Genomic DNA, 18,082 nt, shown 5'->3' with positions numbered 1-18,082 from the left:
GCGAGTTCAGCCTTTGTAAAACCTCTACTTTTCAGCAGGCGCAGGGGATTCCGTGTGGGGCGGTGAGTGGGTCGGAGGGGCGGCGGTCGATGCCGGTGGCGGTTTCGATCGGGCCGCCTTCGCGGACCCAGTACTCGAAGCCGCCGATCATTTCCTTGACCGGATAGCCGAGGCGCGCGAACGCGAGCGCCGCCTGGGTCGCGGCGTTGCAGCCCGGGCCCCAGCAGTACGTCACGACCGTCACCCCGTCCGGTACGACGCTCGCCGCCCGGTCCGCGATCTCACGATGCGGCAGATGGATCGCACCTGGTACGTGGCCCTGATCCCAGCTTTCCTGGCTGCGGCTGTCGACCAGTACCCAGCCGGTCACGCCCGCGCCGATATCGGCGGCGACATCGGCCGCATCCACCTCGTACGTGAGCCGCGCGGCGAAATGCGCGACGGCAGCGTCCTGCGCGGCGGCCGGGGTACGCAGGACAGCGGAGGTTTGTCCGGTCATGGATGGCTCCTTCAAGCTCGGGAGTCACCAGCGTCGATCACCCGATTGCCGCTCACCAGTGGCAGAAATGACCTAGTTCAACAAGATTCAGCCATTGCCGATCTTCGCCCGCGCGCGAGCGACTTTGATCGCCGCCTTCAGCGTGTCCACGTCGTACGCGCCGTAATGCCGCTGACCGTTCACGAAGAACGTCGGCGTACCGGAAACGCCACTGGTGTCCGCCGACTCCACGTCCTGTGCCACCCGGGCCGCGGCGACATGCCGCTTCACCTCGTCGTGCAGCCGGTTCGCGTCCAAGCCGAGTCGCTCGGCGTACCCGACCAGGTCCTTCGGCTGCAGGTTCTCCTGGTTCGCGAGCAGCAGGTCGTGCATCTCCCAGAACGCGCCCTGCGCGGCCGCCGCCTCCGCCACCTCGGCGGCGATCTGCGCGCGCGGATGGACGTCCGACAGCGGGAGGTGGCGCCAGACGTACCGCAGGTCGTCGTCCTGGAGCAGGTCGCGAACGATCGGTTCGGCCATTCCGCAGTACGGGCACTCGAAGTCGCCGTACTCCACGAGTGTCACCGAGGCATCCGCCGGGCCGCGGATGTGGTCCCGCTCGGGGTCGACCGGATCGGTCAGGTCGACCAGCTGCTCCGCGTTCCCGAGCAGGGCGAGCGCCTTCTTCGGCGGCGACAGCAGCTTGGCCGCGCGGAACACCGCCCAGGTCAGGGCCGACGCGACAATCACCGCGGACAGCAGACCGACCTTCGCCTCGGCGAGCTGATCACCGCTGAACGCGATCGTTGCTATCAGCAAGGAGACGGTGAACCCGATGCCGGCGATCGTGCCGCTGCCCGCCACCGCCGCCCAGCCGACGCCCGGGCGGATGCGCCCGCCAGTGGCTCGCTCGACCAGCCAGGACACCGAGGTGACGGCGAGTGGTTTGCCGACCACGTACCCGACGATGATGCCGAGTGTGATCGGTGAAGTGCACGCTCGGCCGAGGAAGGCAGCGTCGATCGTGACGCCGGCGTTCGCCAGACCGAACAGCGGGACGATGAGGTAGCTGGTCCAGGGGTGGTAGAGGTACTGCAGGCGTTCGTTCGGGGAGATCGTCGTGGTCAGGCCGACGGTCGCGGAGCGGGCCAGCTCGGGTGTCGGTTGCTCGCGGAACAGGCGGAACAGTCCGGTCGCCTGCTCCAGTTCTTCACGTCCTGGGGAGTACGCCGGGGCGGTGAGTCCGATCGCGAGTCCGGCGACTACTGGGTCGACGCCGCTTTTCAGGAGGGCGGCCCACATGAGTACGCCGAGGATCACGTACGCCCAGGCTGCTCTGACTCGGAAGATGGCGAGGGTCAGGACGAGGGCGAAGGCGGCGATCGCCAGTACGAGTGGGATTGGTTTGATGTCGGCGCTGTAGACGACCGCGATGACTACGAGGGCGAGGAGGTCGTCGACCACGAAGACGGTCAGGAGGAAGACGCGGACGCGATCAGGTACGCCCCGGCCGACCAGCGCGAGCAGACCGAGCGCCAGTGCGGTGTCGGTCGACATCGCGACGCCCCAGCCGTGCGCGCCTGGTCCACCTGCGTTGAACGCGAGGTAGATCAGCACTGGCAGGCCCATCCCCGCGATGCCCGCCAGCATCGGCAGCACGAAGCGGGTGCGTTCGCGCAGGTCCCCCAGGTCGAACTCCCGGCGCGCCTCCAACCCCACCACCAGGAAGAACAGCGTCATCAGCCCGGAGTTGATCCACTCCCGCAAGTCCAGGCTGATTTCCTGGTGCCCCAACCCGATGGACAGGTCGGTCGCCCACACACCGTCGTACGCGTGTGGTGCGACGTTCGCCCACAGGAGCGCAACCACAATCGCCCCCGCGAGCACCCCCGAACTCCCCGCCTCAGTCCGCAAGAACGCCCGCAACGGCGCCGCAAACCCCCGCCGCCAATCCGTCCGCCCACTCAACAGACCGGCCAACTCCGCCATACCAACACTCTAAGCACGCGGCAGGTACCTAAGGACAGGTAGTACACCGGTGGGACGGTGTACGCACGGCATGCGTCGCGCTCAGGTGTACTAAGTGAACGGGACCACTACCTGTTCTTACGTACCGGACTGGGTAGTGCATGATGTGCGTGCCCGTTTGGTTCGTTGTGTTCTGGAGCTTGCAGTGACTGAGTCTGATCTTGCTGCTTCGGCGGACACGTTCGCGCGGTTGGCGATCGAGCTGCATGATGCGCCTGGCGTGGTCGAGACCGTGGATGCCGTGGTGCAGTTCGCGTTGCAGGCGTTGAACTGCACGTATGCGGGCGTCGCCCTGTACGCCCGCGGCTCGCAGGCGGAGATCGCGGCGGTCACGGACGAGATGGTCGCGGAAGTGTACGAACTGCAGATCGCGACCGAGCGTGGTCCGTTGATCACCGCCTTGCGGGACCGTACCTCAGTACTGATCCGCGACACCGGCACCGACGAACGCTGGCCGGAGTGGGCCGAGAAGGTGGCGGCGCTCGGCGTACGCAGCGTGCTCGACGTACCGCTGGTCACCGGTGACGCACCGCAACGAACCGTTGGCGTACTCGGGTTGTACAGCCCGGAGCCGGATGCGTTCAACGAGGACGAGGAAGGGATCGCGCACATCCTCGCGCAGCACGCCTCGGTCGCGGTGGCGTCCGCGCGGCAAGAGGAGACGATGGCGCAGGCGGTCGACGCGCGGAAGCTGGTCGGGCAGGCGATGGGGATCCTGATGGAACGGTTCGACGTGGACGGGGACCGGGCGTTCGCGATCCTCAAGCGGTACTCGCAGGACACCAACACCAAACTCCGCGACGTCGCCCAGCACCTGATCGACACCCGCAAGCTCCCGCACTGAACCTGACACCGTTGTCCAGGTCCCGGGCCGGTGAAACCGTTGCATACTGCAAGGACAGGCCAGACGCCGGGACCTGTGCGGCCAGTACGGCGGACCGGGTCAGGCCCCGGCGTTTCACCGCCCTCCGCGACCCCAGCACCTGAAGCCCTAAGCTGACCGAATGGGTGAGTGGCGGCCGTTGGCGGGTCCGTCGCGGCAGGTGGCGCTGGAGATCCTGCTGGACGGGCCACTGTCGCGTGCCGAGCTTTCCCGGCGCGTCGGCCTGTCCCCCGGCAGTCTGACCCGCCTCACCAAGCCGATGGTCGAGTCCGGCCTGCTGGTCGAAGTCGAAGGCGGCCCCACCGACGCCCGCGTCGGCCGCCCGTCCCAACCGCTCGACCTGGACGCCCACGCCCACCATTTCGTCGGCATCAAACTCACCGGCGACTCCGCGATCGGCGTACTCACCACGCTCCGGGCCGAGGTGATTGCCAGCGCCGAACGCCCGATCACCGACCCGACCCCGTCCGTGGTCGCCGACCTCGTCCTCGAACTCACCGACGACCTGGCCCTGCAGGTCCCGGCCGGCACACCGATCACCGGCCTCGGCATCTCGCTCGGCGGCCGGATCGGGGCCGGCTCCGAAGTGCGCTGGGGCCCGTACCTGAACTGGGTGGATGTCCCGTTCGGCGACATCCTGGCCGCGCACACCGACGTACCGATCGTCCTCGCCAACGACCTGACGTCGCTGACCGAGGCCACGCACTGGTTCGGCGCCGGGCGGAACGCGGACCGGTTCGTGCTGCTGACGATCGGCGCCGGCGTCGGGTACGGGCTGGTGGTGCACAACCGGATCGTCGAGAGCCCGGACGTCACGCTCGGTTTGATCGGTCACTACCCGCTACTTCCGGACGGACCGCGCTGCGACCGCGGGCACCGCGGCTGCGCGCTCAGCCTGCTCACGGTCGGCGCGATCACCGAGCAGCTGGGAGCGGCGCTCGGCCGCCCGGTCGAGTACGACGAAGCGCTGGATCTCGCCGCGAAGGACGACCCGGCCGCCCGCGAGGTGATCGGCCGGGCCGGGCGCGCGCTCGGGAAGCTGATCGCCGCGGCCGCGAACTTCACCATGCCGGAGCTGGTCGTGCTCGGCGGCGAGGGCGTACGCCTGGCGGAGGTCGCGCACCACGAACTGCTCACCGCCCTGCACGCCGACCGCCACCCGTCGGCGGCCGAGCTGCCGATGGTGCTGCAGCCCGCGGACTTCGGCGAATGGGCCCGCGGCGCCGCCGTGGTCGCGATCCAAACCTTCGTCCTCGGCACCGAGTAACTGACTAATCAGAAATAAACAGTTACACTCAACGCCATGGACCTGATGCGGCGATGGTTGGCGGGCTGGCGGTTGTGCCGTGGGCTGCCGCCGGTGATCGAGTCCGACGACGCGTACTCCGCGCTGCTCGCCCTCCCCGGACGCGAACGCGAACTGTTCGCACGCAGCGATGATCCGGCCGTCGTCGATCGACTGGCCAAGCACCTACCGCCGGACCACTGGCTGACCATCACCACCGATCACGGCGACGAGATCGCGACCCAGCTGGCGGCGGCAGGCGTACGCCCGTTCGACGAGCACAAGACCCTGATGTCCATCGATCTGACCGCTCACCCACAGAACCTGGCCGCGTACGAGAGCAACGGCCCGCTGGAGTACGTACGCGTCCAAGTCGACGGGATCATCGCCGCGCACGGGATGATGGCGATCGTCGGTACGGACGCGATCATGCACGACATCCAGACCGATCCGGCGTACCGGCGGCGCGGGCTGGGCAGTGTGGTGATGGGCGCGCTGGCGGCCCGGGCGCTCGCCCGCGGGGCGCGGACCGGGATCTTGATGGCGACCACCGACGGCTTCCACCTGTACCGCAAACTCGGCTGGCAGGCGGAGGCCACGATGATCACCGCGTCAGGCTGTCCGCGCCCGGTGAGCGGCGACCTTGGTCCGGTTCTGACAGGCCGTTGAGCAGAACCGCTGCGTCCGGTTCCGGGTCGAGTCGAGGAACAGGTCGTCGCAGCGCGCGGCCTCACACTGCCTGAGCCGTTCCTTGTCCTCACTGCCCAGCAGCATCGCGGCCGCGGTCGCGAACTCGGCCAGCCAGCCCCGCGCCTCGTCCGGGCTGCCGAAGTGCAGATGCCACGGCGTGCCCTCCCAGCGCGTCAACCGCGGCGCGGCCTGGGTGTCCGTCAGCAATTGGTTCACCAGATCGACCGCCCGATCGACGTCGGGCAAGCTGCTGAACGCGTCGTACAACATCCGGCCACCCGCCGCGTAGTCGTCGACGATCACCTCGGGCAACCGGTTGGTGGTCAGCCGGAGCACCTCGCGAATCGCCTCGACTGTTGGCGCGTTCGCCGCCCGGCCCTGCCGCATTCCGGCCCCGAACACATTGCCCAGCCCGACCGCTGCCGTCAGCGACGCCTTCAGGTGATCGGTTGCTTCCACCGGTCAAGTATCGCCCGGGCGATTTCATTCAACCGGATGAGGCCCGTCATACCACGGTCGTACGGGACCCGCGCGGACATCCGTCCGCACTCCGATGATCGGGATCGTTGCCGGAAACAACAATGACTGGCATGTACCTGGTTCAGTCCCGCCCCCGCCCGGCGACAGACGGGATCACCGGTTTGGCGGAGGCGGTCGTCGACCTGTCCGCCATCCGCGACAACGTCCGCACGTTCCGCCACCGCGTACCGCAAGAGGTCCTGGCCGTTGTCAAGGCCGACGGATTCGGGCACGGCGCCGTACCGGTCGCGCGCGCCGCCGTCGAAGCGGGCGCGACCTGGCTGGGCGTCGCGCATGCCAGCGAAGCCTTCGAACTACGCGCGGCCGGGCTGACCGTACCGATCCTGACCTGGCTGTACGACGCCGCGGAACTGATGCTGCTCAGCGACGCCGGCGTGGATGTCAGCGTCTCGACCGTTGCCGAACTCCAGCAAGTCGTCTCAGTTGTGCCCTACGTACAGCTGAAGCTGGACACCGGCCTGCACCGATCCGGCAGCGCGCCGGATCACTGGATCGAGCTCACCCGAACGGCGGCGCACTACGAGGCGCTCGGCGCCGTCACGGTCCGCGGGATCTGGTCGCATCTCTCGCACGGCGACTCCGCCGATGCCGTGCAGAGCGAACGACAGCTCCAGCTCCTGCGGACCGGGGTGAGTCTCGCCCGCCGCGCCGGTCTGCGGCCGAGCGTCGTCCACCTGGCGAATTCGGCCGGCGCGATCACGCTCGACGCACCGGACACCGACCTGGTCCGGATCGGCGCCGGCCTGTACGGGATCGACGATCTCGGGATCGGATTGCGTCCGGCGATGCGGTTGGTCAGCAAGCTGGCGCAAGTACGCCGGATCCGCGCGGGCGAAGGCGTTTCGTACGGGCATGACTTCGTCGCCGATCGCGATACCACGATCGCGCTCGTGCCGATCGGGTACGCCGACGGAATCCCCCGCGCCGCGGCCGGCCGGGCCAGCGTGCTGTGCCGGGGCGTACGGATGCCCGTGATCGGCCGGATCGCGATGGATCAGTTCGTCGTCGACGCCGGCGATCTTGGCGTCGAACCTGGTGAGCCGGTGACGATTTTCGGCGACGGTACGAGCGGCGAACCGACCGCCCGTGACTGGGCGGACTGGTCCGGCACGATCTCCCACGAGCTCTACTGCGGCCTCGGCAAGCGGGTTCCGCGACGGTACGAGGAGGGTACGCGATGAAGGTCGCGGTGGTGATGGGCGGCGCGAGCCCGGAGCGTACGGTATCACTTGCCAGTGGCAACGGAATCATCCGGGCGGTCGAACTGCTCGGTCACACGGCGATCCCGCTGGTGATCGATGCTGATGGCAACTGGGTCGACGGTCAGCACGAGGCGATCGAGATCTTGCAGGCCTGCGAGGTGACGATCCCGGCGCTGCACGGCGAAGGCGGTGAGGACGGCCGGCTGCAGGGCTTCCTCGAGCAGCTCAAGGTTCCGTACGTAGGCAGTGGGATCGCGGCCAGTGCGATCGGACTGGACAAGCATCTGACCAAGGCGCTGCTGTCCGCGCACGGCATCCCGGTGACGCCGGGCATCACGCTGCGCGGCGCGGACCTGACCGATACCGAGTCGGTGCTGCAGCAGCTCAAGGCGGCCGGACTGGAGTTTCCACTGTTCGTGAAGCCCGGGAACGGCGGCTCCAGCTTCGGGGTCACCCGGGCGATCGATCCGATGTCCTTGGAGGCCGCGATCGCAGATGCGGCGATCATCGACCGGCATGTACTGATCGAGCGGGAGATGGCCGGCCGCGAGATCGACCTCGCGGTACTGGAGTTTCCGGACGGACGAGTCGAAACCGCACCCGCGTTGGAGATTCATGCCGATCCGCGGCAGCCGTTCTTCAATGCGACCGCGAAGTACGAGAGCAGCCGGACGCGCTTCGTCGTACCCGCCTTCCTGGACGAGGATCTGGCCGAGCAATTGCGGCGTACGGCTCTCGATGCGTTCGATGTCCTTGGCTGTGCCGGACTCGCGCGGGTCGACTTCTTCGTACCGGCCGATGGCGAACCGGTGGTGAACGAGATCAACACGTTCCCCGGGTTCACGCCCGCCTCGCAGTTTCCACGGATGTTCGCGGCGGCCGGCATGTCGTACGCCGAGGTTGTCGACACCTTGATCCGGACGGCGGTGGCGCGCGGATGACCGTCTTGCTGAGCGACGAGCGGATCACCCGCATCCCGGCGATCGAGAGCGACGAACCGCTGGTCGACCTGTTCACTCGCGGCATCGCGACCACCGGGCGGCAGTTCGCGCGGGAGGGCGTGGCGGATCGGCTCGCGCTGGCGGATGCCTTCTTGCCCGCGGGCCTCCGGTTGCACGTACGCGAAGGATTGCGGCCGATCGAGAGTCAGCAGGAGATCTACGACGGGTACCGCGCCGAGCTGGAGCGGCTGCATCCGGGGATCTCCGACCGGGACGTGCACGTGCTCGCCAGCCGGTTTGTGTCACCGGTCGAGGTCGCGCCGCATGTGGCCGGTGCGGCGGTCGATCTGACGCTGGTCGGAGCCGGTGGCGAGCTGGATCTTGGTACGCCGATCGATGCGACGCCTGAGCAGAGCGACGGCGCGTGCTTCTTCGCGGCCGTCAACATCAGCCGCGAGGCGCGGACGAACCGCTCATTGCTGGCCGATGTACTAACAGCCGCCGGGCTGGTGAACTACCCGACCGAGTGGTGGCATTGGTCGTACGGCGACCGCTACTGGGCCTACCTGGAGGACCGCCCGGCCGCGATCTACGGTCCCGCACCAAGCCTGTTGGGCCTTTCGACCTGAATTGCAAGCGTTGCCGGGCCGTGGGCGGGCTGCTGTCATGCCGTCATGCCGCCCAATTCACAAAAGCACACACCTAAACTGTCCCGCCGCCTCCTACTGTCCGTTCCAGTCGCCGCAGTCGCGGTCGGCGCGACCATCCCGCTTCCGGCGCAGGCGCTGAAGAAGAAGCCTGAATGCGTCGCCGACCTGATCAGGCCGACCTGATGGCGGTCATCCCCTGGCTCGCCGACGTACTGCGGTCGGCCGGCGTCCAGGTCGTCGAGGAAGGCAACTGGCAGGGCCGCGGGGTGTCCGGGTCGTTCAATCCGTTCGGCGTGCTCTGGCACCACACGGCCGCCCGATCGAGCCCGAGCAACCCGGCACCGGCCCTGAACATCGTCATCAACGGACGCTCCGACCTGCAAGGCCCGTTGGCGCACGCGCTGGTCGACTACAACGGTGTCTTCCACATCGTCTCCGCGAACCGCTGCAATCACGCCGGCGCGGCGCGGGCGAGCGGGCCGATCCCCGCGGGCGATGGCAACACGATGATGATCGGCTGGGAGATCGACTACGACGGCGTCAATCAACAGATGACTCCGGCGCAGTACGACGCATCGTTGCGCGCTACTGCCGCCGTACTGACGCAGCTCGGGCGCGACTCCAGTTATGCGCGCGGGCATCGGGAGACCAGTACGACGGGGAAGATCGACCCGTCGTTCATCGACCTGGACGTGATGCGGTCCGATGTGGCTGCGTTGATGGCGAACGGTGGCGGGGTCGCGGGGCAGGCGTACCGGTATCTCGATCAGCAGCACGTCGCCGCGGTCGGCGCGACCGGGACGCTGACCAATCTGATGTGGTCGCCGGCCACGGACAAGGTGATTCAGGATTGGGGTAGTTCGAAGCTCGTCGGACGGCCGATCGGGTACCCGCACAACGGTCAGCAGCACGTGTTCGCGCGGAGCAGTGAGAACACGATCAGCCATTGGTGGCAGGCCGGCAGTGGCGCGCCCGTACTCGATCATTGGGGCACCGAAGGGCGGGTGCTGTCGAATCCGTCCGGGTTCTCGTACCCGCATCAGCAGCATCTGTTCTACCGGAACCCAGACGGCAATCTGGAACACAAGTTCTGGGATCAGGGCACGGATCAGATCAGTACGGGCGTGTGGGCGGGCGGGCCCTTTGTGGGGAGTCCGCATGCTTTCGTTCACCGGAATCAGCAACACATCTTCGGGCGCGGGCCGAACGGTGAATTGAAGCATTGGTACTGGATTCCAGGGCAGAACCCGGCGAACGACAACTGGGGAATCACCTCCGGGGTGGCGTCGGACCCGACCGGATTCAGTACTGGTTCGCAGCATCATGTGTTCTTCCGGAACACCGAAGGGCAGTTGCAGCACCACTTCTTCGACGACGGGTCGGGGCAGTTGCTGGGCGATGTTTGGGCGGGCGGGCCGTTCGTGGGCAATCCGCATGCGTTTACCCACAAGGGTCAGCAGCATGTGTTTGCCCGTAAGGAGAACGGCGATCTGCTGCACTACTACTGGTCGCCGACGATCGATCCGCCCGCGAATGACAACTGGGGCGCGGTCGGTGTGGTGGTGGGCGATCCTGTCGGGCTGTCCACGCCTGATGCTCATCACGTCTTCTACCGCATCGCCGACGGCTCGCTGGAGCACCGCTTCTTCATCGACACCGAGGGAAGACTCGCAACCGACAACTGGGGCGGCGCGATCGCTGTCTAACGTCAAGCGCCGGAAATCCACGCCATAAACCGCCTCGATCACGGCGCGAGCCGGGCGCCTCCCCAAACCGGTTTGGGGAGGCGCGTGACCGCCATCGGGGAGTGCTACTGCCCGATCCGGGCGGGCGATCCTCCCCGAACCGGTTTGGGGCGGATCGCCCGGCGGAGGTTCGGCGAGGCGGAACGACGGGGTTGCGGGGACAAGTGCATCCGGAACGATGCTCTGGATTGGTCAACCTCCGAGCCAGAGCAATCGGCTGGTGATAGGCAGTGTCTATCGCTTGATAGCGAGCATTGCTTTGACCGGGGCGGGGTTGGCGACGGAATGTTGTATGCATGACGAGTGAGGTCGTGGCCGCCGCCCCCGACCCGGTCCCCGGGCGCGCCCAGCGAGTGCGCGAGATCGCCCTCGCCCGGCGAGAGCTGCGCGGACCACTGATCCCGATCCTGCATGCGGTGCAGGAGGAGCTCGGGTACGTAGCGCCGGCCGATGTCGCGGTCCTCGCCGAGGTACTGAACCTTTCGGTCGCCGAGGTACATGGCGTGGTCACGTTCTACAAGGACTTCCGGCGTACGCCGGCCGGTCGTACCACCGTCACCATCTGCCAGGCCGAAGCATGCCGTTCCGTCGGCGCGGCCGCCCTCGCCGCACATGCCCAGGCCGCCACCGGCTGCACCTTCGGCGAAACCACCGCCGACAACCGCCTGACCCTCGAACAGACGTACTGCTTCGGCAACTGCGCCCTCGGCCCCGCCGTCCAAGTAGGCAACAAGCTCCACGGCCGAGTAACCCCCACCCGCCTCGACGCCCTCCTAGGAGAAGCCCGATGAGCGCCGCCGGGTCGGGGTCGGCGCACGACGACGACCGAGCAGGCCCCGCGCGGGACGACCGCCCGTCGCACCGCGAGCCGAGCACCCGCATCCCCACCACCTCACCTGAAGTCGACCCAGCCACCTCTGCGCCGGACACTCGCCTGCCTGCTCATCCGGTGACCCGGGTGTTTGTCTCCGCTGATTCGGCGGCGCGGTCAGTAGGAGCGGATGAGGTTGCCGAGCGGATCGCGGCGCAGGCGGGTGACGTGGAGGTCGTCCGCACCGGGTCGCGGGGGATGTTGTGGCTGGAGCCGTTGGTGGAGGTGGAGACACCTGAGGGACGAGTCGGTTATGGACCAGTTGCACCCGAGGACGTCGACGGCCTGATCGCCGCCGGCATGCTCACTGGCTCACCATCTATTGCAGGGTTTCTTGGGCTTGTGGATGAGTTGCCGTGGATGGCCAAGCAGCAGCGGGTGACGTTTGTGCGGGTGGGGGTGGTGGATCCGCGGTCGGCCGCCGACTATCAGGCGCACGGTGGGATGAGAGGGCTTCGGGCCGCGCTGGAAATGACACCGGCGGAAGTGGTTGAAGCAGTGGTGGAGTCCGGTCTGCGCGGACGCGGCGGCGCCGGCTTCCCCACCGGGATCAAATGGCGTACCGTCCTCGCCGCCGAAGCGGACCTGAAGTTCGTCTGCTGTAACGCCGACGAGGGCGACTCCGGCACCTTCGCCGACCGGATGCTGATCGAAGGCGACCCGTTCACCCTGATCGAAGGCATGACGATCGCCGCGTACGCCGTCGGTGCCGCCGAAGGCTACGTCTACCTCCGCTCCGAATACCCCGACGCGGTAACAACCCTGACAGCGGCAATCGACCAAGCCCGCGCGCAAGGCTGGCTGGGACCGGACATCCTCGGCTCGGGTTTCAGCTTCGACCTGCAAGTACGCGTCGGCGCCGGCGCGTACATCTGCGGCGAGGAAACCTCCATGCTCGAAAGCCTCGAAGGCAAACGCGGCATGGTTCGTTCCAAGCCTCCGATCCCAGCCCTGCAAGGACTTTTCGGCCGACCGACCGTGGTCAACAACGTGTTGTCCTTGGCAACGGTCCCGGCAATCATCGCGGACGGTCCGGCGCAGTACGCCGCGTACGGAACCGGCCGTTCCCTAGGTACCAGCGTCTTCCAGCTCGGCGGGAACATCGCCCGCGGCGGCATCGTCGAAACGGCGTTCGGCATCACCCTCGGCGAGCTCGTCAACGACTTCGGCGGCGGTACCGCGTCCGGCCGGCCGGTGCGCGCGGTCCAGGTCGGCGGCCCGCTCGGCGCGTACCTCCCGGTCGATCAGTTCGACCTCCCGATGGACTACGAGGCGTTCTCGGCGGCCGGCGCGATGGTCGGGCACGGCGGGATCGTGGTGTTCGACGACACCGTGGACATGGCCGCGATGGCCCGGTTCGCGTTCGAGTTCTGCGCGGCCGAGTCGTGCGGCAAGTGCACGCCGTGCCGCGTCGGCGCGGTCCGCGGCGCGGAGACGATCGACCGCATCCTGACCGACACCGCCGGCAGCGACCGGGCGCGGAACCTGGGCCTGCTCGAGGACCTGTGCGAACTGATGACCGACGGCTCGCTCTGCGCGATGGGCGGCCTGACCCCGATGCCGGTACGCAGTGCCGTCCGCCACTTCGGAGAGGACTTCCACGCATGACGCTGCTCAAAGAACCCGATTTCGGTACGCCGGCCCGCCCCGGTGCCGCCACCATCGAGCTGACCGTCGACGGCGTGGCAGTGCAAGTCCCACCGGGTACGTCGGTGATGCGCGCCGCGAAGGAGGCCGGTGTCGACGTACCCAAACTGTGCGCGACCGACAACCTGGAGGCGTTCGGGTCCTGCCGATTGTGCGTGGTCGAGATCGACGGCGTCCGCGGTACGCCCGCTTCCTGCACTACACCGGTCGCGGCCGGCATGGTCGTACGTACGCAGAACGAGCGGCTGGGCAAACTGCGCCGCGGCGTGATGGAGCTGTACATCTCCGACCATCCGCTCGACTGCCTGACCTGCTCGGCCAACGGCGACTGCGAGCTGCAGGACATGGCCGGCGTCACCGGACTGCGCGAAGTCCGGTACGGATCGGGTGTCGACGCCGGTGCGAATCATCTGGATCTACCGACGGATTCCTCCAACCCGTACTTCGATTTCGAGGCGTCCAAGTGCATCGCCTGCTCGCGCTGCGTCCGCGCGTGTGACGAAGTACAGGGAACGTTCGCGCTGACGATCGAAGGGCGCGGGTTCGACTCGAAGGTCGCCGCCGGTGCGGGTGGGTCGTTCCTCGACTCGGACTGCGTTTCCTGCGGCGCCTGCGTACAGGCGTGTCCGACCGCGACCTTGCAGGAGAAATCGGTCGTCGAGCTCGGCATGCCGACGCGGACAGTGCTGACGACATGCGCGTACTGCGGGGTCGGCTGTTCGTTCAAGGCCGAACTGCGCGGTGACGAGCTGGTGCGGATGGTGCCGTACAAGAACGGTGGCGCGAACGAAGGGCACTCGTGTGTGAAAGGGCGGTTCGCGTTCGGGTACGCGAGTCATCCGGACCGGGTGCTGGAGCCGATGGTGCGGGACTCGATTTCCGACCCGTGGCGGACGGTTTCGTGGCCGGAGGCGATTTCGTTCACCGCGCGGCGGCTGCGCGAGATCCAGGCAGCGCACGGGCAAGGGTCGATCGGCGCGATCACCTCGTCGCGGACGACGAACGAAGAGGTGTACGCGGTCCAGAAGATGGTGCGGGCCGTGTTCGGAAACAACAACGTCGACACCTGTGCGCGGGTTTGTCATTCACCCACCGGGTACGGCCTGAAACAGACCTTCGGGGAATCGGCCGGGACGCAGGACTTCCGTTCCGTCGACGAGTCCGATGTGATCCTGGTGATCGGTTCGAACCCGACCGACGCCCACCCCGTGTTCGGATCGCGAATGAAACAGCGCCTTCGGCAGGGCGCCAAACTGATCGTCATCGATCCGCGGCGGATCGACCTGGTGCGTACACCGCATGTCGAGGCCGCGTACCACCTCGAGCTCCGGCCGGGGACGAATGTCGCGATCGTCAACGCGTTGGCGCATGTGGTCGTGACGGAAGGGCTGGTGGACCGGGAGTTCGTCGCGAGCCGGTGCGAGGACTTCGAGGCGTGGGAGACGTTCATCGCGCAGCCGGAGCACAGTCCGGAGGCGGTCGCGGACATCTGCGGCGTACCGGCCGACAGGATCCGCGCGGCGGCACGGCTGTACGCGACCGGCGGAAACGCGGCCATCTACTACGGTCTCGGCGTCACCGAACACAGCCAGGGCTCGACCATGGTGATGGGCATGGCGAATCTCGCGATGGCGACCGGGAACATCGGCCGGCCGGGCGTCGGTGTGAACCCGATGCGCGGCCAGAACAATGTCCAGGGTTCGTGCGACATGGGTTCGTTCCCGCACGAACTGCCCGGTTATCGGCACGTTTCCGATGACAATGTGCGCGAAATCTACGAGCAGTTGTGGGGTACGCCCATTCTGAACGAACCCGGTCTGCGGATCCCGAACATGTTCGACGCGGCGATCGACGGTTCGTTCAAGGCCTTGTTCGTGCAGGGCGAGGACATCGCGCAGTCCGATCCGAACACGCAGCATGTATTCGCGGCGCTCGGTGCGCTGGAACTGCTGGTGGTGCAGGATCTTTTCGTCAACGAGACCGCGAAGTTCGCGCACGTACTGCTGCCCGGGACCTCGTTCTTGGAAAAGGACGGGACGTTCACGAACGCCGAGCGGCGGATCAACCGGGTCCGGCCGATCATGGCGCCGCGAACCGGCAAGCAGGAATGGGAGATCGTCTGCGAGCTAGCGCAGGCGATGGGATATCCGATGCAGTACGAATCGTCGGCGCAGATCATGGACGAGATCGCGTTGACCACGCCGACGTTCACCGGAGTGTCGTTCGCTCGGCTGGACGAACTCGGCTCGATCCAATGGCCTTGCGACGTGGAGCATCCGGAGGGTACGCCGATCATGCATTCGGACGAATTCACCCGCGGCAAAGGGCGGTTCATGGAGACCGTGTACGTGCCGACGTCGGAGCGGTCGACCCGGAAGTACCCGTTGATCTTGACGACGGGGCGGATCCTCTCGCAGTACAACGTCGGGGCGCAGACACGGCGGACGGCGAACGTGGCTTGGCATGCTGAGGACGTACTGGAGTTGCATCCGCATGATGCCGAAGTGCGCGGGGTGACCGATGGGGATCTGGTGGCGTTGTCCAGCCGGGTCGGGCGGACCGAACTGCGTGCGAAGATTTCCGATCGGATGCCGGTCGGGGTGTGCTACACGACCTTCCATCATCCGGTGAGCGGGGCGAATGTGGTCACCACCGACAACTCGGACTGGGCCACGAACTGCCCCGAATACAAGGTCACCGCGGTCCAGGTCGATCTCGTTCCGGCCTCCGTCCCGGCCCTTGAAACAGTTGTTGCTGGAGGCAAATGATGAGTGGTGGGATGCCGCCGTACGTTCGGCTGGCGAATGAGATCGCCGCCCAGTTCGCCCATCGTCCTGCTGCCGACGCGGCCACCGCGATCGCCAACCACCTGCGGGCGACGTGGGATCCGCGGATGAAGCGCGCGCTGATCGAGTACGCCCAGTCCGGCGCCCAGGACCTCGCTCCCGCCGCCGCCCAAGCCACCCACCACCTGCAATCCCGCCCGTGACCAGCCGGTTAGACAACCCGCGGCCGGTCAGCCACAGTGATCCCGTGGACGACGGCCCCGAACACCCGCGTCACCCCAGCCACACCCCTGCTCACTCCAGCCACCTCCCCGCGCATTCCAGCCACGTCTCGTGGGACACCGCCCGCCAACTGGCCCACGCCGTCGCTCGGCCCGGATCCGCCGTCTCCCTGGACCTGAGCGAGACCCCCGGCTGCATACTGGCCGCACCACTGATCTCCCCAGTCGCAGTCCCACCGGTGGACCGATCAGCCATGGACGGATACGCCGTCTGCGGACCCGGCCCCTGGCAGATCACCCACCACATCCCCGCCACCGCAACCACCACCACCCAGCTAACCCCCGGCCAAGCCACCACCATCGTCACCGGCGCCACAGTCCCCGCAGGCACCACAGCAGTAGTCCCCACCGAACACGCAGTCCGCACCGCCAACCACCTAACCCAAACCTTCCGTACGCCGGCGCGGGACCACATTCGGCGGGCCGGCGAGGAGTGCCAGGCTGGGGATCAGCTGCTTCCGGCGGGGGTGATTGTTGGGCCGGCGGTGCTTGGACTGGCTGCGACGGTTGGGCTTGATCGGCTCACGGTGATCCCCCAGCCGACCGTCGCCGCGCTCATCACCGGCGATGAGCTGGTCCATCAAGGCCCGTCCGGCCCAGGCCACGTACGCGACGCCATCGGCCCCATGCTGCCCACCCTCATCACCCAATCCGGCGCCCGCCTGCTCCAAGCCGCCCGGGGTGCAGCGCCTGGCGACTCAGCTGGAGTCAGGCATTTGGGGGACTCGTTGGAGGAGTTGGTTGCCGGGCTGCGGGCGAGCGAGGCTGACCTGACCTTGGTTTCGGGGTCCTCAGCAGCTGGACCGGCGGATCATTTGCGGCGGGCGTTGGCCGCGCTCGGAGCTGAGCTGATCGTCGACGGCGTCGCGTGCCGCCCAGGGCACCCGCAGGCGTTGGCTCGGATGCGCGACGGACGCTTGATCCTCGGCCTACCAGGCAACCCGTTCGCCGCACTCGTCGCCTTCCTCACCCTGGGCGTAGCAGCCCTCCAGCGCATGCGTGGTCTCCCCCTGCCCGAGCTCCCACAGATCCCCATCCCCGGCGGAGTGCACTGCCACCCAACCAACACCCGCCTGTTACCCGTACGCCTAACACCAGAAGGCGCCGTGCCGATCGGCCACGACGGCTCCGCCATGCTCCGCGGTCCCGCGACCGCCGACGCCCTGGCCGTCGTCACCCCTGGCCCCACCAAGGCGATCGCCGCCCGCCTCCTCACCGGAATGCCGCCATGGGGAGGCTGATCGCCCGCCGCCCCGTCAACCGGGTGGTGGACGGCGTCGTACGACCTCGAGCCGACTCGATCGCGGTGGAAGAACCGCTGGAACTACGCGTCAACAGCACACCCTTGGCAGTAACGATGCGTACCCCAGGCCACGACCTCGAACTGGCCCACCGGATTCCTCCACACCGAAGGCGTCATCGGCGCCCCCGACGACGTCCGGCTGGCCCGCTACTGCGATTCCTTCGACGACGCCGGCCCCAACACGTACAACGTCCTCGACCTGACCCTCGCCCCGCACGTCCCGCCACCCACGACCGGTGTAGAGCGCAACTTCTACACCACATCCTCCTGCGGCGTCTGCGGCAAAGCCTCCCTCGACGCAGTCCGCACGAAAACCCGCTACTCCCCCGCAACAGACCCCACTGCCATCGCGTACGAAGTACTCGCTGCCCTCCCGGACGCACTGCGCAAACAGCAGCAGGTGTTCGACCGCACCGGTGGATTGCACGCCGCCGGACTGTTCACCCCGAAGGGCGATCTGCTCGTCGTACGCGAGGACGTCGGCCGGCACAACGCCGTCGACAAGGTGATCGGCTGGGCGCTGCTGAACGGTCGCGTTCCTGCGCGCGGGCTGATCCTGATCGTGTCCGGCCGGACCTCGTTCGAGCTGGCGCAGAAGGCGGTGATGGCAGGAATCCCGGTCCTCGGCGCAGTGTCCGCCCCGAGCTCCCTCGCGATCGATCTCGCCGCCGAATCCGGCCTGACGCTCGCCGGTTTCATCCGCAACGGCAACCTGAACGTCTACAGCCGCCCCGACCGCGTCACGACCTGAC

General features: G+C 67.5%; 17 protein-coding genes. 14 read left to right on the top strand and 3 right to left on the bottom strand.

From position 1 onward, the window contains the following. Positions 1 to 31: 31 nt before the first annotated feature. Together ABD260_RS31325 and nhaA are read right to left on the bottom strand one after the other, a co-directional pair. On the bottom strand, positions 32 to 499 hold the full coding sequence (locus ABD260_RS31325; protein WP_344239382.1) for a rhodanese-like domain-containing protein: 468 nt from the start codon (positions 497 to 499) through the stop codon (positions 32 to 34). Between the two features lie 87 nt (positions 500 to 586). Next, positions 587 to 2,467: a Na+/H+ antiporter NhaA gene (gene nhaA / locus ABD260_RS31320; protein ID WP_344239380.1), complete on the bottom strand. Its 1,881-nt coding sequence runs from the start codon at positions 2,465 to 2,467 to the stop codon at positions 587 to 589. A gap of 184 nt (positions 2,468 to 2,651) precedes the next feature. Between nhaA and ABD260_RS31315 the strand changes: the two genes are divergently transcribed. The 3 genes from ABD260_RS31315 (at position 2,652) to ABD260_RS31305 (ending at position 5,343) form a co-directional block, all read left to right on the top strand. Continuing rightward, a complete protein-coding gene (locus ABD260_RS31315) occupies positions 2,652 to 3,350 on the top strand; it encodes a GAF and ANTAR domain-containing protein (RefSeq protein WP_344239378.1) in 699 nt (232 codons plus the stop codon). Positions 3,351 to 3,510: 160 nt separating this feature from the next. Beyond that, complete coding sequence (locus tag ABD260_RS31310; RefSeq protein ID WP_344239376.1) at positions 3,511 to 4,656, top strand: ROK family transcriptional regulator; 1,146 nt, start codon at positions 3,511 to 3,513, stop codon at positions 4,654 to 4,656. 36 nt (positions 4,657 to 4,692) lie between these two features. Next, on the top strand, positions 4,693 to 5,343 hold the full coding sequence (locus ABD260_RS31305) for a GNAT family N-acetyltransferase (protein ID WP_344239374.1): 651 nt from the start codon (positions 4,693 to 4,695) through the stop codon (positions 5,341 to 5,343). Here ABD260_RS31305 and ABD260_RS31300 read toward each other — a convergent pair. Continuing rightward, on the bottom strand, positions 5,287 to 5,823 hold the full coding sequence (locus tag ABD260_RS31300; protein ID WP_344239372.1) for a CGNR zinc finger domain-containing protein: 537 nt from the start codon (positions 5,821 to 5,823) through the stop codon (positions 5,287 to 5,289). The two genes, ABD260_RS31305 and ABD260_RS31300, sit on opposite strands and share 57 nt — an antisense overlap. Before the next feature lie 131 nt (positions 5,824 to 5,954). On the opposite strand from ABD260_RS31300, the gene alr reads away from it, so the two are divergent. The 11 genes from alr to fdhD all read left to right on the top strand — a co-directional run bounded on the left by alr (position 5,955) and on the right by fdhD (position 18,081). Then, a complete protein-coding gene (gene alr, locus ABD260_RS31295) occupies positions 5,955 to 7,085 on the top strand; it encodes an alanine racemase (protein ID WP_344239370.1) in 1,131 nt (376 codons plus the stop codon). Continuing rightward, the gene (locus ABD260_RS31290) at positions 7,082 to 8,047 is read left to right on the top strand and encodes a D-alanine--D-alanine ligase family protein (RefSeq protein ID WP_344239368.1); all 966 of its coding nucleotides are present in this window, start codon (positions 7,082 to 7,084) and stop codon (positions 8,045 to 8,047) included. Before alr ends, ABD260_RS31290 begins: the two co-directional genes overlap by 4 nt. Continuing rightward, positions 8,044 to 8,676, top strand: a complete 633-nt coding sequence (locus ABD260_RS31285; RefSeq protein ID WP_344239366.1) for a M15 family metallopeptidase — start codon at positions 8,044 to 8,046, stop codon at positions 8,674 to 8,676. Before ABD260_RS31290 ends, ABD260_RS31285 begins: the two co-directional genes overlap by 4 nt. 45 nt (positions 8,677 to 8,721) lie before the next feature. Further along, entirely contained in the window at positions 8,722 to 8,880 is a 159-nt protein-coding gene (locus ABD260_RS31280; RefSeq protein ID WP_344239364.1) for a hypothetical protein, read from the top strand. Further along, positions 8,850 to 10,403 carry an N-acetylmuramoyl-L-alanine amidase gene (locus tag ABD260_RS31275; protein WP_344239362.1) on the top strand — a complete coding sequence of 518 codons (1,554 nt, stop codon included), beginning with the start codon at positions 8,850 to 8,852 and terminating at the stop codon, positions 10,401 to 10,403. The genes ABD260_RS31280 and ABD260_RS31275 overlap by 31 nt, the downstream gene beginning before the upstream one ends. A gap of 335 nt (positions 10,404 to 10,738) precedes the next feature. Beyond that, positions 10,739 to 11,233, top strand: a complete 495-nt coding sequence (locus ABD260_RS31270) for an NAD(P)H-dependent oxidoreductase subunit E (RefSeq protein ID WP_344239360.1) — start codon at positions 10,739 to 10,741, stop codon at positions 11,231 to 11,233. Further along, the gene (locus ABD260_RS31265) at positions 11,230 to 12,921 is read left to right on the top strand and encodes a formate dehydrogenase beta subunit (protein WP_344239358.1); all 1,692 of its coding nucleotides are present in this window, start codon (positions 11,230 to 11,232) and stop codon (positions 12,919 to 12,921) included. Before ABD260_RS31270 ends, ABD260_RS31265 begins: the two co-directional genes overlap by 4 nt. Beyond that, positions 12,918 to 15,728 (top strand): formate dehydrogenase subunit alpha, encoded by a 2,811-nt coding sequence (fdhF, locus tag ABD260_RS31260; protein ID WP_344239356.1) that lies wholly within the window; start codon positions 12,918 to 12,920, stop codon positions 15,726 to 15,728. The genes ABD260_RS31265 and fdhF overlap by 4 nt, the downstream gene beginning before the upstream one ends. Before the next feature lie 11 nt (positions 15,729 to 15,739). Next, on the top strand, positions 15,740 to 15,949 hold the full coding sequence (locus ABD260_RS31255; protein WP_344239354.1) for a formate dehydrogenase subunit delta: 210 nt from the start codon (positions 15,740 to 15,742) through the stop codon (positions 15,947 to 15,949). Continuing rightward, complete coding sequence (locus tag ABD260_RS31250; protein ID WP_344239352.1) at positions 15,946 to 17,268, top strand: molybdopterin molybdotransferase MoeA; 1,323 nt, start codon at positions 15,946 to 15,948, stop codon at positions 17,266 to 17,268. Before ABD260_RS31255 ends, ABD260_RS31250 begins: the two co-directional genes overlap by 4 nt. A gap of 177 nt (positions 17,269 to 17,445) precedes the next feature. Next, positions 17,446 to 18,081: a formate dehydrogenase accessory sulfurtransferase FdhD gene (gene fdhD, locus ABD260_RS31245; protein WP_344239418.1), complete on the top strand. Its 636-nt coding sequence runs from the start codon at positions 17,446 to 17,448 to the stop codon at positions 18,079 to 18,081. Position 18,082 lies beyond the last annotated feature (1 nt).

Source organism: Kribbella hippodromi, from assembly GCF_039531045.1.
GTDB classification, from domain to species: Bacteria; Actinomycetota; Actinomycetes; order Propionibacteriales; family Kribbellaceae; genus Kribbella; species Kribbella hippodromi.
This window is presented reverse-complemented; position numbering and strand designations above follow the sequence as displayed.

Excerpts from the sequence above, each read along its gene's own strand:
- ABD260_RS31325 (WP_344239382.1), bottom strand. The coding sequence starts at position 499 with ATGACCGGACAAACCTCCGCTGTCCTGCGTACCCCGGCCGCCGCGCAG.
- nhaA (WP_344239380.1), bottom strand. The coding sequence starts at position 2,467 with ATGGCGGAGTTGGCCGGTCTGTTGAGTGGGCGGACGGATTGGCGGCGG.
- ABD260_RS31310 (WP_344239376.1), top strand. The coding sequence starts at position 3,511 with ATGGGTGAGTGGCGGCCGTTGGCGGGTCCGTCGCGGCAGGTGGCGCTG.
- ABD260_RS31305 (WP_344239374.1), top strand. The coding sequence starts at position 4,693 with ATGGACCTGATGCGGCGATGGTTGGCGGGCTGGCGGTTGTGCCGTGGG.
- alr (WP_344239370.1), top strand. The coding sequence starts at position 5,955 with ATGTACCTGGTTCAGTCCCGCCCCCGCCCGGCGACAGACGGGATCACC.
- ABD260_RS31290 (WP_344239368.1), top strand. The coding sequence starts at position 7,082 with ATGAAGGTCGCGGTGGTGATGGGCGGCGCGAGCCCGGAGCGTACGGTA.
- ABD260_RS31285 (WP_344239366.1), top strand. The coding sequence starts at position 8,044 with ATGACCGTCTTGCTGAGCGACGAGCGGATCACCCGCATCCCGGCGATC.
- ABD260_RS31280 (WP_344239364.1), top strand. The coding sequence starts at position 8,722 with ATGCCGCCCAATTCACAAAAGCACACACCTAAACTGTCCCGCCGCCTC.
- ABD260_RS31275 (WP_344239362.1), top strand. The coding sequence starts at position 8,850 with ATGCGTCGCCGACCTGATCAGGCCGACCTGATGGCGGTCATCCCCTGG.
- ABD260_RS31270 (WP_344239360.1), top strand. The coding sequence starts at position 10,739 with ATGACGAGTGAGGTCGTGGCCGCCGCCCCCGACCCGGTCCCCGGGCGC.
- ABD260_RS31265 (WP_344239358.1), top strand. The coding sequence starts at position 11,230 with ATGAGCGCCGCCGGGTCGGGGTCGGCGCACGACGACGACCGAGCAGGC.
- fdhF (WP_344239356.1), top strand. The coding sequence starts at position 12,918 with ATGACGCTGCTCAAAGAACCCGATTTCGGTACGCCGGCCCGCCCCGGT.
- ABD260_RS31255 (WP_344239354.1), top strand. The coding sequence starts at position 15,740 with ATGCCGCCGTACGTTCGGCTGGCGAATGAGATCGCCGCCCAGTTCGCC.